We start from the raw sequence: 12,819 nt of genomic DNA on the forward strand, positions 1-12,819 counted from the left end.
CGACCCGCCATGGAGATCATCCGATTGGCAGGTCGTCACTCCGGCAATTCGCCGGCCGACCGGTTCACCGATCGGCTCCGGCAGCTCCGCCACAGACGGCGGCTTCGCCTCGTCGGCGTCAGCCATCCCGCGGGACCGTGCACAGGGCCCAGATGACGAAGGCGTACAGCGCGATCAGCGTCAGCGACCACACGGGGTAGTACGGGATGGACAGGAAGTTGGTGATGATCAGCAGTCCGGCGATGCCGACCGCGACGACCCGGGCCCACGTGGCGCGCGAGAAGAGCCCGGCGCTCACGCCCATGGCGATCACTCCGAGGACCAGCTGGATCCAGCCCCAGCTGGTCAGGTCGAACTTGAAGACGTAGTTGGGTGTGGACACATAGACGTCGTCGTTGGCGATGGCCATGATTCCCCGGAACAGGTCGAGGATGCCTGCGATGAACAGCATGACGCCGGCGAACGTCACCAGCCCGCCGGCTGCTCCCTCGGACCTGGCCGAGTGGTGGTGCATCGTGCCTGTGGTCATGGCGGATTCCTCACTTCGTCGGTGAGACGCAGCGTCCAGGGCTGCGTCTCCCAGCCTGTGCGGTGGCCGGCGAAGGGAGATCACCCCAGGCGGGTGAATTCCGTGCCGCGGATCGCAGGCCGCCGGAGGCGGACAAGCCGGCGAGGGGGCGTTGCGTCAGGGTCGGCTTGCCGCGTCTGTCTGTCGCTGAGCGTCGGAGCGGGTCGGCTGCCGCCTTGGCTCCCTGTCGCTGGGCTGAGCGCCCGGGGCGCCTCGCACCGGTCCGCACCGTTCTCGTCGGCGCAGCGGCGGTGTGCGGTGCGGCATGTCGGCTCAAGCCGTCGCCGGACGGCAGCGGACCCGAATCACCCGCTGCGGGCGATGCCGATTCACGTGGCAAGAACGTAGGCAGGTGCGAGACCCGGCACACCCAGGCAGAGCAGCAGGCGCTCGACGACTGCATCCGCACCACCGCCGGCCAGGGTGCGGAGTCCGGCAACGAAACGGAGCGGCTCGCGAAACTCTCCGACATCCGCTCCGGGGGAGACATCACCGACGAGGAGTTCCAGCGGGCCAAGGAGAAGATCCTGCACTGACCGCGGTCGTCAGCGGTCTCGCCGCCGGTTCTCCTCCTCCGCGCGGATGACCGCGACAGAGCAGTCGGCGTGCCGCAGAGCCGTTCGGCCGACCCGGGTCGGCAAGGAGGCCGCGGCTCCGCGCCGACCTGGTGTGCCGACCACGACGAGCTGAGCGTGCGTGCTCGCCTCGATGACCGCTCGGCGGGTCCTGCCCGGGACCCGCGGACGGCGGACGTCGACGTCCGGGTACTTCTCCCGCAGCACGGACAGCCTGTCGTCGAACGTGTTCCGGCGCCGGCGGTCGTGCATCCCGAGCCCGTCCAGCACCACCAGATCCGTTCCGCGGGCGGACGCTTCGGCGAAGGCGAACTCGGCCGCTTCCCGGCCCGCATGTCCGTGCTCGCCGGTGAGCACGACGGGACCGGTCCGGTCCGGCCCTCCTCGCACCACCAGCACCGAACAACGTCCGCGGGCCGCCAGCCGCACGGCGACCGAGCCGCGTCGCTCGCCGCCGGATCGGCTCGTCGGCCGACTCCCGACGACAGTGAGAGAGGCCCCGCGGGACTCGGACTCGAGCACGGTCACGGGATCGCCCACCAGGACCTGGTGCGTGACACGCAGCCAGGGCGCGGTGCAACGTGCCAGCCGTTCGGCCTCCGTCAGCGCCCCCTTCACCAAACCGTGTGTCCCGCTCCCGCCCGCGTTCCACGGCGGCGCGCCGGGCGGTACATGGGCCGCGGGCCATTCGCAGGCCTGCGTCAACCGGATGCCCACCCCCAGACGATCGGCCAGCCGCGCGGCGGTCTCCACCGCGGCCACGCTCGTCACCGAGCCGTCCACTCCCACCAGTACGGGGCCGCTCATGGCGACTCCCCCCTTTTCTCTGGCGCTCCCTCAGGATCCGGGCAGCGCGCTCCTCGGTGCGACTTCGGACGGCTTCTACTGCCGACGCCGGGAGTCCGGCGACCCTCCCCTGCTTGCGGACCCCACGCTCTCGTGGCGCAAGGCTCTCCGGCAGGAGCCGGTCGGGCCCCTGAGTGCGCCGTCCGGCCCTCCCTCAGCCGCCGGAAACCCCGTGAACCGACGAGGTGGAGCGCACAGTTATCCTCCGCGTGACACCAGCCGTCAGTCCGGCAGGAGGAGGTGGCAGCTCTCCCCCGGCCGCACGCGGACGGCTCGGTCCGGCAACCGGATGTCGATCGGTGAGCGATCGGACGGCGGCACCGTCACCTCCAGCCCACCGCGCTCCAGGCGCAGCCGAACGCCCCAGTGCCCCTGATATCGGAGGGAGAACCCGTAGGTTGACAGCTCCGGCAGCGGCACGGGATCGAGCCACAGCGCGCCGGCGCGGGTCTCCAGCCCGGTCAGCCCCCGCTGGACGAGGTCGAGCGTGCCGGCCATGGCACCCAGGTGGATGCCCTCGCCGGTGGTGCCGCCCTGCAGGTCGGCGATGTCGCCGCGCAGCGCCTCCTGGCAGTACGTCCATGCCTCGGTGCGCCGGGCCCGTGCCAGGACCCAGCCGTGGACCAGGCCGCTGAGGGTGGAGCCGTGGCTGGTGCGCAGGAGGTAGTGGTCGACTGTCCGGCGCCAGATGTCGTCGTCCAGCCGGTGGCCCAACCGCTTGAACACGCCCCGGAGTTCGAGCGGTGAGAAGAGGTAGCCGAGCATGAGCACGTCGGCCTGCTTGGACGCCTTGTAGCGGTTGACGGTGTCGCCCTCCGCCTCGAGGATCCGGTCCAGGCGCCGGATGTCGCCGTACCGCGCGCGGTAGTCCTTCCAGTCGAGTTCGGCGAGGTCGCCGTAGCCCTCGAACTGGCTGATGACGCCGTCGTGGTACGGCACATGGAGGGTGCGCGAGACGTCCTCCCACTGTTCCAGCTCACCGTCGTCCAGACCGGTGCGCTCGGCGAGTTCACGCCGCCGGGGTTCCGGCAGGGTCCGCATGACCTCCAGCGCGCGGGTGAGCACCCAGGCGGCGGTGACGTTGGTGTAGGCGTTGTCGTCGAGACCCGGCTGCCGTGCCCCGGGGTAGGCGTCGTGGTATTCGTCGGGTCCCATGACGCCCCGGATGCGGTGCCGGCCCAGCCCCTCGTCCCAGGTTGCCGAGTCCGCCCAGAAGCGGGCGATCTCCAACAGCATCTCGGCACCCTTGGTGTGCAGGAACTCGGCGTCCTGGCTGGTCTCGCAGTACTGCCACACGTTGTATGCCACCGCCGAGCCGACGTGCCGCTGAAGCCGTGAGTGATCGGCCAGCCATCGCCCCGAGCGGGGGTTGAGGTGGAGCTCTTGTGTCTCCTCGCGCCCGTCGCTTCCGCTCTGCCACGGGTACAGCGCGCCGCGCCGGCCGAGCGCCCGAGCGGCAGCGCGGGCCTGGTCGAGGCGCCGGTGACGGTAGCGCAGCAGGGCACGGGAGACCTCGGGGAAGTGCAGGTTGAGGTACGGCAGCACGAACAGCTCGTCCCAGAAGACATGACCGCGGTACGCCTCGCCGTGCAGTCCTCTGGCCGGTACGCCGACGTCGAGGTCCGCCGTGTGCGGGGATAGGGTCTGCAGGACGTGGAAGAGGTGCAGGCGCAGGATGCGTCCCGCCTCCCCGGCCACCTCCAGCTCGGCCCGCCGCCACAGCTGGTCCCAGGCCGTCAGATGGGCTTCGAGCAGTTCGTCGAAGGCGGGCGCCGCGGCCACCCGGTCGATCGCGGCGTCCAGCGGGTCGCTGATCGCCGGGTCGCGGGAGGTGTGCAGGGCGACGGTCTTGTCGACGGTGACGCTGCGGCCGGGAAGCAGGCCGAGGCGCACGCGCTGGCCCACACGTGGTGCCTCGTGCCAGTCGGTGACCGCTGTGTCGGCGCTCAGTCGGGCCGCCATGCCGATGCGGATGGCGGAGGTGCGGGTCGTGCAGTGCAGCCACACCGTGTCCGGTTCGACGGATCCCGTGCGCACCCGGGTCAGGTGACGGCCGTCCAGGTCCCGGTAGCGCGTGACCCCGGCGTTGGTGACCCCGCCGTCCAGCGCCGCCTCGACGTCGAGGTCTCCGGCGAAGCCCTCGGCCGTGAACTCGGTGCGCAGCGCCGCCAGATGGGGGTCTGCCATGTGCACGAGACGCTGCTGCCGCACCGCCAGCACCCGGCCCTCGCCGAGCGCGTAGCGCGTGCGGCGCTCCAGCAGTCCCGAGGCCAGGTGCAGCACCTGAACGTGCTCCAGCACCTTCGCGGTGTCGGGGCTGAGCCATCGCTGCCCGGCGAGGCGGAAGCGGAGCGGCAGCCAGTTCGGGACGTTGACCATGTCCTCGTTCCGCACCCGTCGACCTGCCATGTCCGTGGTGAGCTGGTCGTAGCAGCCGGCCACGTAGGTACCGGGGTAGTGCACGTCGTCCGCGGTGCACTCCGGAAGGGCTCCCCGAGTGGCGAAGTAGCCGTTGCCCAGTGTGCACAGCGACTCCCGTAGGCGTTCGTCCGCCGGGTCGTAGCCGTCGTACTCCCATGTCCAGCCCGTCACCGCCGTACTCCCTCGTCGAGCAGCTCGCCGAGGTCGGGTACGACGATGTCGGCGCCGTGCCGCAGCAGTCTGGGGCGGGTGTCCGGACCGGCGGCCCGGTCCACGCCGACAACGAGGGCGAAACCGCCGCGGCGGCCCGCTTCGACACCCGCCAGGGCGTCCTCCACCACAGCGGCGCGGGCCGGGGGCACGCCGAGCCTGCGGGCGGCTTCCAGGAACAGGTCGGGCCGCGGCTTGCCGGCGAGCCCCAGGCGGGTCGCCTCGCCGCCGTCGACCAGGACCTCGAAGAGGTTCGACACACCCGCCCCGGTAAGCAGCTCGCGGGCGTGTCTGGACGCGGAGGCCGCGGCGACGGACACGCCGGCGGAGCGCAGGGCGTGCACCAGCCGCACGGTTCCCGGATACGCGTCGACGGCGTGCTCGCGGAGCCGCTCGACGAACAGCGACTCCTTGTCCGCCGCCACGGCGCGCACGGCCGCCGCCGTCGGGTCGAGGCCACGTGACGCCAGAAAGGCGGCCGCGCCGTCGAGCCGGGACTTGCCGTCCACATGGCGCAGGTAGTCGTCGCCGGGGTCGAACGGGCGCCGCTGCGCGGGGTCCTTCGGCGGGTGCTCGGTCAGGAAGGTGTCGAAGGCGGTCTTCCAGGCGGCCGCGTGCACCTTCGCCGAGTCGGTGATCACCCCGTCGGTGTCGAACACGACCGCGTCGACCTCCCGCAGCGCGGGTGCGAGCACGTCACGGGACCGGGCAGCCTTCATGGTTCCCCCTACAGGCAGGCACGTACAACAAGTCACACCGTCTGCGGCACGACCGCCACCGGGCGGTCCGCGTGGTGGAGCAGGGTGTGGCTCACCCGGCCCAGTTGGAGCCCGAGGTGGCCGTGCCGGCGCCGGGCCCCGACGACCACCAGGTCGGCAGCGGCGGAGCGGCGTACCAGGACGCTGTGGGCCGGCCCCTCGATCGTGACCCGACGCACCCGCACATCCGGATGGTCGACCATCGAGTCCTTCAGTACCGCGTCGAGCTGGGCCGAGGCCCGCTCCTCGTGCCGACGCGCCGGTTCGTCGGCGAGCGCGGGATCGTCGGCGCTTTCGTGCGCGGGGCAACGCCATGCGCGTACGACGTCGAGAGCGCACCCGCGCGCCTCGGCCTCTCGGAAGGCGAAACGCACGGCGTCCGCGCCGGTCTCTGGTTCGCCCGCGCCCAGCAGGATCCGTTGGGATCCGGACAGGGCCGCCCTGTCGCCCCGGACCACGATCACCGGACGGTGCGCGCGGGCCGCCACTGCCAGGCCGACCGAGCCGAGGAGCATGCCGGTCAGCTCACCGCAGCCGCGCGAACCCGTCACCAGGGCGAAGGCGTTGTTCCCCTTGCGCAGCAGGGCCTCGGCCGCCTCGTCGGGGACGGTACCGGTGGTGACCTTCACCTCCGGATCGCGCCGCCCGGCGCGCTCGGCGGCGGAGGCGACGAGGTGCTCGCCAAGCACACGCTCCGACGGGCGGCCGAGACCGGTGGAGGGAAGGGCTCGTTCGTACCGCTCCCAGCGCGAGGCGTGCACCAGCCGCAGAGGGAGGCCGTGCCGCGCGGCCTCGTCCACTACCCAGTCGACCGCCAGCAGGCTCGCATCGGATCCGTCGACGCCCACGACCAGGGGAGGTGTCATTGTCCCCACCGCCTTCCGGGTAGCACGGAGTTCCGATTGAACGGTCGCACCGGTCGGCGGGCCGTACGAGTGCCGCATGGGCCCTTGACGGGGGCATCCGGCCCTTGTCCCGGGTCGGCGGCGAGATACCGAGAGCCACTCGGCCCGGTGGCCGCCATCCCGTCCTTCGATGCCGCCGAGCACGGCAGTGTGCGTGGCCGGCAGTCCACCGGCCACGCAAACCGGGTGCGGTCGACGCCCCCCGGCCTCAGCCGCGCCGCACCTGGATGGTCCCGGTCTCCCGCCGGACCGGGACCGTGATGGTCACAACACCGTCCTTGTACTCGGCGGTCGCCTGTCACCCTGCGCTCCGGCCCGCAGTCGAACGGAACGGGCGAAGGTGCCGGGGCGGAACTCCGTACGGCGCTTTTCCGTCGTCTCCCGACCAAGCTCGGCCCGCAGGGTCAGAACGTGGTCCTCCGCAGTGATCTCGACATCCTTGTCGGGGTCGAGACCGGGTATTTCGGCGCGCGGTGGCGCCGGCGCGGGACGGCCCGCTCCCACGTGTCACTCGTGCGGCACCATCGCAACCGGCGCGACGGCGTGCTGCAGCACCGCGTGCGTCACGGGGCCGATGCGGCCGCCGACCACCGCTTGGCGCCTCCTCCGCCCGACGACGACCAGTGACGCGTCCCGTGAGGCCTGCACGAGATGACGGCCGGCGCTTCCGACGACGGCCTGCTCCCGCACTGCCACCCCGGGGAACTTGTCCTTCCACGGGCGCAGGACGTCACGCAGCCCGCGCCGTGTCTCCTCCGCGAGTTCCGCGTCGAGACCCGAGTCCATGACGGCGCCGTAGCCGTAGACGGCAGGCGGGTCCCAGCCATGCACAACCCGCAGACCGGCCGCGCGACGCCGGGCGGCCTCGAACGCGAACTCGACGGCGGCGTCGCCCGGGCTCTCCAGGTCCAACCCCAGCACGACCTCGCGGTACGGCGTGGTCATCGCGTCGGCGCCCGTGGCGTCCGCCAGATGCTCGTCCTCTGCGCGCCCACCGGCCCGCACGAGGACGACGGGCCGTTCCGTGCGTGCCACAACGGCGAGTGCGACGGAGCCGACCAGGAATCCCACCACGGTACCGAGGCGCCGGGAACCCAGGACCAGTAGTTCGGTGTCGTCCGCGACGGTCAGCAGGGCCGGGACGGCCTGTTCCCCGGACTGCTGGGTGGTGATCCGCAGACCGGGGTGGCGTTCTGCGAGCCGGGACGCGGACTCGTGCAGGAGATGGGCCGCCCACTCGCGCTGTGCGTCGATCACACCTGGCGCCGAAACACCCATGAAGGGCGCGTACAGAGGGCTCAGCGAGTCCCCGGCGTGCAGGAGACGCAGGGGCACCTCTCGTTGTGCTGCCTCGCGAGCGGCCCAGTCTGCGGCGGCGAGGCTTTCGGGCGAGCCGTCGAGACCGACGGTGATGGCGGGCATGCGGACCTCCTTCAGGGGTGCACCGCCAGTTTCGGAGCCGCACGCGTCAGGACAGGAGGGGCCAGAGGTCCCCGTCAGGAGCCGATCGGCCCTCGGGGCGGCGCCGCTGACGCCGTGTGGGATGCCGTCCCCTGTCACCTCCAGACTCCGCCGTCAAGTCTGTGAGGGCATGGGCCCTATGGCCCTGTTTCCGTGGTGCCGTGGTGCCGTGCCCCCGGCGTCTACGACTTCCGCGACGGCACACACCACAGCAGCGTGCTGCCGCCGCACGCGGGTCTGCCCAGTTCCAGTCGGCCGCCCAATTGCTCGGCACGCTCCGCTATGTTGCGCAGCCCGCTGCGGCGGCCGCCCTCCGGGATCCCCACACCGTTGTCGGTGACGGACAGCCGCACCGCCCTCCCGTCCGTGGCCAGGACCACATCGGCCCGGTCTGCACGAGCGTGGCGGGCGATGTTGGTCAGGGCCTCGGAGAGCACCGCCACCACGTGGTCGGCGATCTCCTTCGGCACATCGGTGTCCAGCAGGCCCTCCATGCGCACGCTGGGGGCGAAGCCCAGGATCGGCGCCGCTTCGCCCACCACCCGTACGGCGCGCGCCCGCAACCCCGACTCAACGGTGGCGTCGCGCGTGCGCAGGCCGAAGATCGTCGACCTGATGATCTTGATGGTCTCGTCCAGGTCGTCGACCGCGCGCGCCACGCGCTCGGCGGCCTCATCGTGCTCGATGAAACGTCCGGCGCTCTGCAGGGTCATGCCGGTGGCGAACAGCCGCTGGATCGCCAGGTCGTGCAGGTCTCGCGCGATGCGGTCGCGGTCCTTGAGCACCGCGACCTCCTCAGCGTCCTGGCGGCGTTCCGCCAGCTCCATCGCGATGGCGGCCTGCGCGGCGAACGCCTTCAGGGGCTCCGTCTCCGTGGCCGAGAACACCGGTTGGCCGGCCTTTCGGGCCAGGAGGACCACGCCCCGTGGACCCGCCTCGCCCGCGCCGATGGGCACGGCCACGGCGGGGCCGAGTCCCCCAAAACGCGGTGGCTCCAGGGAGATCCGTTCATCGTGGGTGACGTCCGCGCTGGTCACCGGGGCGTCGTCGGCGAAGGCCAGCCCCATCAAGGTGCTGTCCATCCGCAGTATGAGGCCTCGGTGCGCCTCGGCGTCCATCCCGACGGCGATCTCCACGGCGAGCGACCCGGTGTCCGCCATGGGCAGCGCGACCGCCGCCAGGGCGGATCCGGTGATCTCACCGGCCCGCTCCGCGATCAGGGTGAGGACCTCGGCGCGTTCACCGCCGGACATCAGGCTGTAAGTGATCTCCGCGTTGGCCCGCAGCCAGCGTTCCCGCAGACGGGACTCCTCGTACAGACGCGCGTTGTCGATCGCGACGCCGGCCGCCACGGCCAGCGTCTGCGTGACCGAGACGTCCTCCTCGTCGAACTGGCCGCCGCCCCGTTTCTCGGTCAAGTAGAGGTTGCCGAAGACCTGGTCGCGCACGCGGATCGGGACGCCGAGGAAGCTGTTCATCGGCGGGTGGTGGACCGGGAAACCGTACGAGGCCGGGTGTTCGGAGATCTTCGCCAGGCGCAGCGGCTCGGGGTGGCGGATCAGCTCCCCCAGGATGCCGTGCCCCTCGGGAAACGGTCCGATGTCGGCGATCTGCTCCTCGGTGACCCCGACGGTGTGGAAGGCCGAGAGTCGCTTGCCGTCCGGCCCGATCACGCCCAGCGCCGCGTACTCCGCGTCGACCAGCGCCGCGGCGGCCTCCACAATGCTGAACAGGGCCTGCTCCAGGTCCAGTTCCCGGCCGACGGACAGTACCGCCTCGAGCAGGCTGTGCACCCGGTCACGGGTGCCGCGCGCCGCGTCCAGCCGTGCCTGCAGCTCCTCCAGCAGCTCGTCGAGCCGAAGCTGAGGCAGCCCTACGCGAGCCTCCTCGGGGTTTGGCACCCGAAATCCTCCAGGTCTGTCGACGCACGGACACCCACCGGCCCGGTCTGCTCTCACGTTAGTGGTCGGCCGCAGGGCGCGATAGTGAATCAAGACTCGTGCGGGGGGCTCCGCCGCAGCGCCTCCGCTTCGGCGCCCGCCCCGCCGCCGCCTCGGCCGACACCGCTCCTGGCCTGCACCGCTGCCCGCCGTCCGTCGCACCTCACGCCCAGACGCTTCGAGCGCGCCTCCGGGTGAGGGGCGTACCCGCCTGGGCCGACCGGCCCAGTGAGGGGGACCGACAGCACCTGCCCCTTCCGGTTCCGGCGGTCGGACGCTGGAGGTGTATCGAGTCCGAAGCCTGACAGAGGAGACCGGCGTCATGGTCCGTTACGTGTACGACTTCGCAGAGGGCGGCCGTGACCTCGCCGACCTGCTCGGCGGCAAGGGCGCGAACCTGGCCGAGATGACCCGGCTGGGGCTGCCGGTCCCGCCGGGTTTCACCGTGACCACCGAGGCATGCCGTGTCTTCCTCGCCACCGGCACCGAGCCGGACGGTCTGGCCGGTGAGATCTCCGGGCGCCTGGTGGCACTGGAGCAGGTCGCGGGACGGCGGCTGGGGCAGCCCGACGACCCGCTGCTGCTGTCCGTCCGCTCCGGGGCACGGTTCTCCATGCCCGGCATGATGGAGACGATCCTCGACATCGGCCTCGGCGACGACTCCGTCATCGGCCTGGCGAAGGTTTCGGGGAACGAACGCTTCGCCTGGGACTCCTACCGTCGCCTTGTCCAGATGTTCGGCACCACCGTCATGGGCGTCGACGGCTCCCTGTTCGAGAACGCCATGGCCGACCTCAAGCGGCGTCGGGGCGCGAAGAACGACCCGGGCCTGAACGCCGTGGACCTGACCTGGCTCGTCGGGGCGTACAAGGACCTGATCCGTCGGGAGACCGGCGAGGACTTCCCGCAGTCCCCGGACGAGCAGCTGCGCCGGGCCGTCCTCGCCGTCTTCGAGTCCTGGAACGGCGAGCGCGCCCGGCTCTACCGTCGGCGCGAGCACATCTCCGAGGACCTGGGTACCGCGGTCAACGTGCAGACCATGGTCTTCGGCAACCTCGGGGCCGACTCCGGCAGCGGCGTCGCCTTCACCCGCGACCCGGCTACGGGGCGGCCCGGGCTGTACGGCGACTACCTGGCGAACGCGCAGGGCGAGGACGTCGTCGCCGGCATCCGCAACACCGTCCCGCTGACCGCGCTGGCAGATCTGGATCCGGTCTCGTACGAGCAACTGTGCAGCTACCTGGGGACGTTGGAGACCCTCTACCGGGACCTGTGCGACATCGAGTTCACCATCGAGCGCGGCCGGCTGTGGATGCTGCAGACCCGGGTGGGCAAGCGCACCGCCGAGGCGGCGTTCGCCATCGCCGCCGAACTGGCCGACGAGCACCTGATCACCGCCGACGAGAGCCTGGCACGCGTCAGCGGGGACGGCCTCGCCCGGCTGATGTTCCCCCGGTTCGACACCTCGGCCGTCGGCGAGGCGCTCGCACACGGCCTCCCGGCCTCGCCGGGCGCGGCCGTGGGGGCCGCGGTGTTCGACTCCGCCGAAGCCGTCCGCCGGGCCACCACCGGCGAGAAGGTCGTCCTGGTACGCCAGGAGACCACTCCCGACGACCTGCCCGGGATGATCGCCGCACAGGCGGTGCTGACCAGCCGCGGCGGCAAGACCAGCCACGCGGCCGTGGTCGCCCGTGGCATGGGCACGGTGTGCGTGTGCGGTGCCGAGGAACTGAGCGTGGAGCTCGGGGCGCGCCGCTTCACCGTGGGCGGCACCGTCGTCGAAGAGGGCACGGTCGTCTCCGTCGACGGCTCCGAGGGCGCCGTGTACCTGGGTGCCGCTCCGCTGGTCGACTCCGTGGTGATGCGGTACTTCGAGACGGGTGAACGGCAGGACGGGCTGGTCGAGGCCGTGGCCGGCGCCATGGAACGGGCCGACTGCGTCCGGCGGCTGGAAGTGCGGGCGAACGCCGACACCCCCGAGGACGCCGCCCGGGCCCGGCGGTTCGGCGCGCAGGGCGTCGGACTGTGCCGCACGGAGCACATGTTCCTAGGCGAGCGCCGCAAGCTGGTCGAGGCGATGATCCTGGCCCGCGACGAGACGGAGCGCGAGGCGGCACTGAGTGCGCTGCTGCCGCTCCAGCGGCAGGACTTCATCGGCATCCTGGAGGCGATGGACGGTCTGCCGGTCACCATCCGGCTCATCGACCCGCCCTTGCACGAGTTCCTGCCCGACCGCACCGAGCTCGCCGTGCGCATCGCCACCGCCGAGGCCCAGGGCAGCGTGCCCGGCCCGCACGACGCGGAACTCCTCGACGCCGTCGACCGGATGCACGAGGAGAACCCGATGCTCGGTCTGCGTGGTGTCCGTCTGGGCCTGGTCGTGCCAGGACTGGTCGCCATGCAGGTGCGGGCCATCGCCGAGGCGGTCGTGGAACGCACAAGGGCCGGGGGCTCCCCGGAGGCGGAGATCATGGTGCCGCTGGTCGGCGCCGTCGAAGAACTGCGCATCGAGCGCGAGGAAGTGGAACGAGTCCTGGCCGAGGTCTCCAAGGAGTCCGGTGTCCCCGTGCACTGCCCGGTCGGCACCATGATCGAACTGCCCCGGGCCGCGCTGACGGCCGGCCGGATCGCCGAGGAGGCGGAGTTCTTCTCCTTCGGCACCAACGACCTCACCCAGACCACCTGGGGCTTCTCCCGCGACGACGTCGAGGCCGCCTTCTTCTCCGCCTACCTCGACAAGGGCATCTTCGCCACCTCACCGTTCGAGACCCTCGACCGCGACGGAGTGGGACGCCTCGTCCGGATGGCGGTCGCCGAAGGCCGCGCCGCGCGCCCCGGTCTGAAGATCGGCGTCTGCGGCGAGCACGGCGGGGATCCCGACTCCGTCCACTTCTTCCACACCGCGGGACTGGACTACGTCTCCTGCTCGCCGTTCCGCGTCCCGGTCGCACGCCTGGAGGCCGGACGGGCCGCGCTCCCCGAGACGGGGGCGAGCGACAGCACGTGACACGGGGCGGTCTCCCTCAGGGGAGGCCGTCGCGGGCGTCGGCAGCACCATGTGCCCCAGGTTGCCGCCCGCCGAGCCGGTGGACGGGCCGCTCTCCCGGCACGGAACTCCCGGCCCCTGTTCCCACC

The 12,819-nt window shown here is 71.8% G+C and carries 10 protein-coding genes; 2 read left to right on the forward strand and 8 right to left on the reverse strand.

Translation table 11 applies throughout. The annotated features are described in order from the left end of the window. Nucleotides 1-118 precede the first annotated feature (118 nt). The gene (locus OG985_RS06450; protein ID WP_371667246.1) at nt 119-529 is read right to left on the reverse strand and encodes a hypothetical protein; all 411 of its coding nucleotides are present in this window, start codon (nt 527-529) and stop codon (nt 119-121) included. Nucleotides 530-819: 290 nt separating this feature from the next. Here OG985_RS06450 and OG985_RS06455 point away from each other — a divergent pair, with 290 nt between their 5' ends. Continuing rightward, nucleotides 820-1,104 (forward strand): SHOCT domain-containing protein, encoded by a 285-nt coding sequence (locus OG985_RS06455; protein ID WP_371667247.1) that lies wholly within the window; start codon nt 820-822, stop codon nt 1,102-1,104. A 9-nt stretch (nt 1,105-1,113) separates the two neighbouring features. Here the strand turns inward: OG985_RS06455 and OG985_RS06460 are convergent, their stop codons facing one another. From OG985_RS06460 to OG985_RS06490, 7 genes are all read right to left on the reverse strand, one after another. Then, nucleotides 1,114-1,950, reverse strand: a complete 837-nt coding sequence (locus tag OG985_RS06460) for a universal stress protein (RefSeq protein WP_371667248.1) — start codon at nt 1,948-1,950, stop codon at nt 1,114-1,116. Nucleotides 1,951-2,211: 261 nt separating this feature from the next. Continuing rightward, on the reverse strand, nt 2,212-4,581 hold the full coding sequence (locus OG985_RS06465) for a glycoside hydrolase family 65 protein (RefSeq protein ID WP_371667249.1): 2,370 nt from the start codon (nt 4,579-4,581) through the stop codon (nt 2,212-2,214). Beyond that, nucleotides 4,578-5,339: an HAD family hydrolase gene (locus OG985_RS06470; protein WP_371667250.1), complete on the reverse strand. Its 762-nt coding sequence runs from the start codon at nt 5,337-5,339 to the stop codon at nt 4,578-4,580. Before OG985_RS06470 ends, OG985_RS06465 begins: the two co-directional genes overlap by 4 nt. Nucleotides 5,340-5,371: 32 nt before the next feature. Beyond that, nucleotides 5,372-6,244 carry a universal stress protein gene (locus tag OG985_RS06475; protein WP_371667251.1) on the reverse strand — a complete coding sequence of 291 codons (873 nt, stop codon included), beginning with the start codon at nt 6,242-6,244 and terminating at the stop codon, nt 5,372-5,374. Between the two features lie 303 nt (nt 6,245-6,547). Beyond that, nucleotides 6,548-6,787 (reverse strand): Hsp20/alpha crystallin family protein, encoded by a 240-nt coding sequence (locus OG985_RS06480; RefSeq protein WP_371667252.1) that lies wholly within the window; start codon nt 6,785-6,787, stop codon nt 6,548-6,550. 3 nt (nt 6,788-6,790) lie between these two features. Continuing rightward, the gene (locus OG985_RS06485) at nt 6,791-7,705 is read right to left on the reverse strand and encodes a universal stress protein (RefSeq protein WP_371667253.1); all 915 of its coding nucleotides are present in this window, start codon (nt 7,703-7,705) and stop codon (nt 6,791-6,793) included. Between the two features lie 221 nt (nt 7,706-7,926). Next, nucleotides 7,927-9,645, reverse strand: a complete 1,719-nt coding sequence (locus OG985_RS06490) for a GAF domain-containing protein (RefSeq protein ID WP_371667254.1) — start codon at nt 9,643-9,645, stop codon at nt 7,927-7,929. 361 nt (nt 9,646-10,006) lie between these two features. Here OG985_RS06490 and ppdK point away from each other — a divergent pair, with 361 nt between their 5' ends. Further along, nucleotides 10,007-12,691 carry a pyruvate, phosphate dikinase gene (gene ppdK, locus OG985_RS06495; RefSeq protein WP_371667255.1) on the forward strand — a complete coding sequence of 895 codons (2,685 nt, stop codon included), beginning with the start codon at nt 10,007-10,009 and terminating at the stop codon, nt 12,689-12,691. Nucleotides 12,692-12,819: the final 128 nt, after the last annotated feature.

Source organism: Streptomyces sp. NBC_00289 (assembly GCF_041435115.1).
Taxonomy (GTDB): Bacteria; Actinomycetota; Actinomycetes; order Streptomycetales; family Streptomycetaceae; genus Streptomyces.

Coding starts and splice junctions, on each gene's coding strand:
- OG985_RS06450 (WP_371667246.1), bottom strand. CDS start 529: ATGACCACAGGCACGATGCACCACCACTCGGCCAGGTCCGAGGGAGCA.
- OG985_RS06460 (WP_371667248.1), bottom strand. CDS start 1,950: ATGAGCGGCCCCGTACTGGTGGGAGTGGACGGCTCGGTGACGAGCGTG.
- OG985_RS06470 (WP_371667250.1), bottom strand. CDS start 5,339: ATGAAGGCTGCCCGGTCCCGTGACGTGCTCGCACCCGCGCTGCGGGAG.
- OG985_RS06475 (WP_371667251.1), bottom strand. CDS start 6,244: ATGACACCTCCCCTGGTCGTGGGCGTCGACGGATCCGATGCGAGCCTG.
- OG985_RS06485 (WP_371667253.1), bottom strand. CDS start 7,705: ATGCCCGCCATCACCGTCGGTCTCGACGGCTCGCCCGAAAGCCTCGCC.
- ppdK (WP_371667255.1), top strand. CDS start 10,007: ATGGTCCGTTACGTGTACGACTTCGCAGAGGGCGGCCGTGACCTCGCC.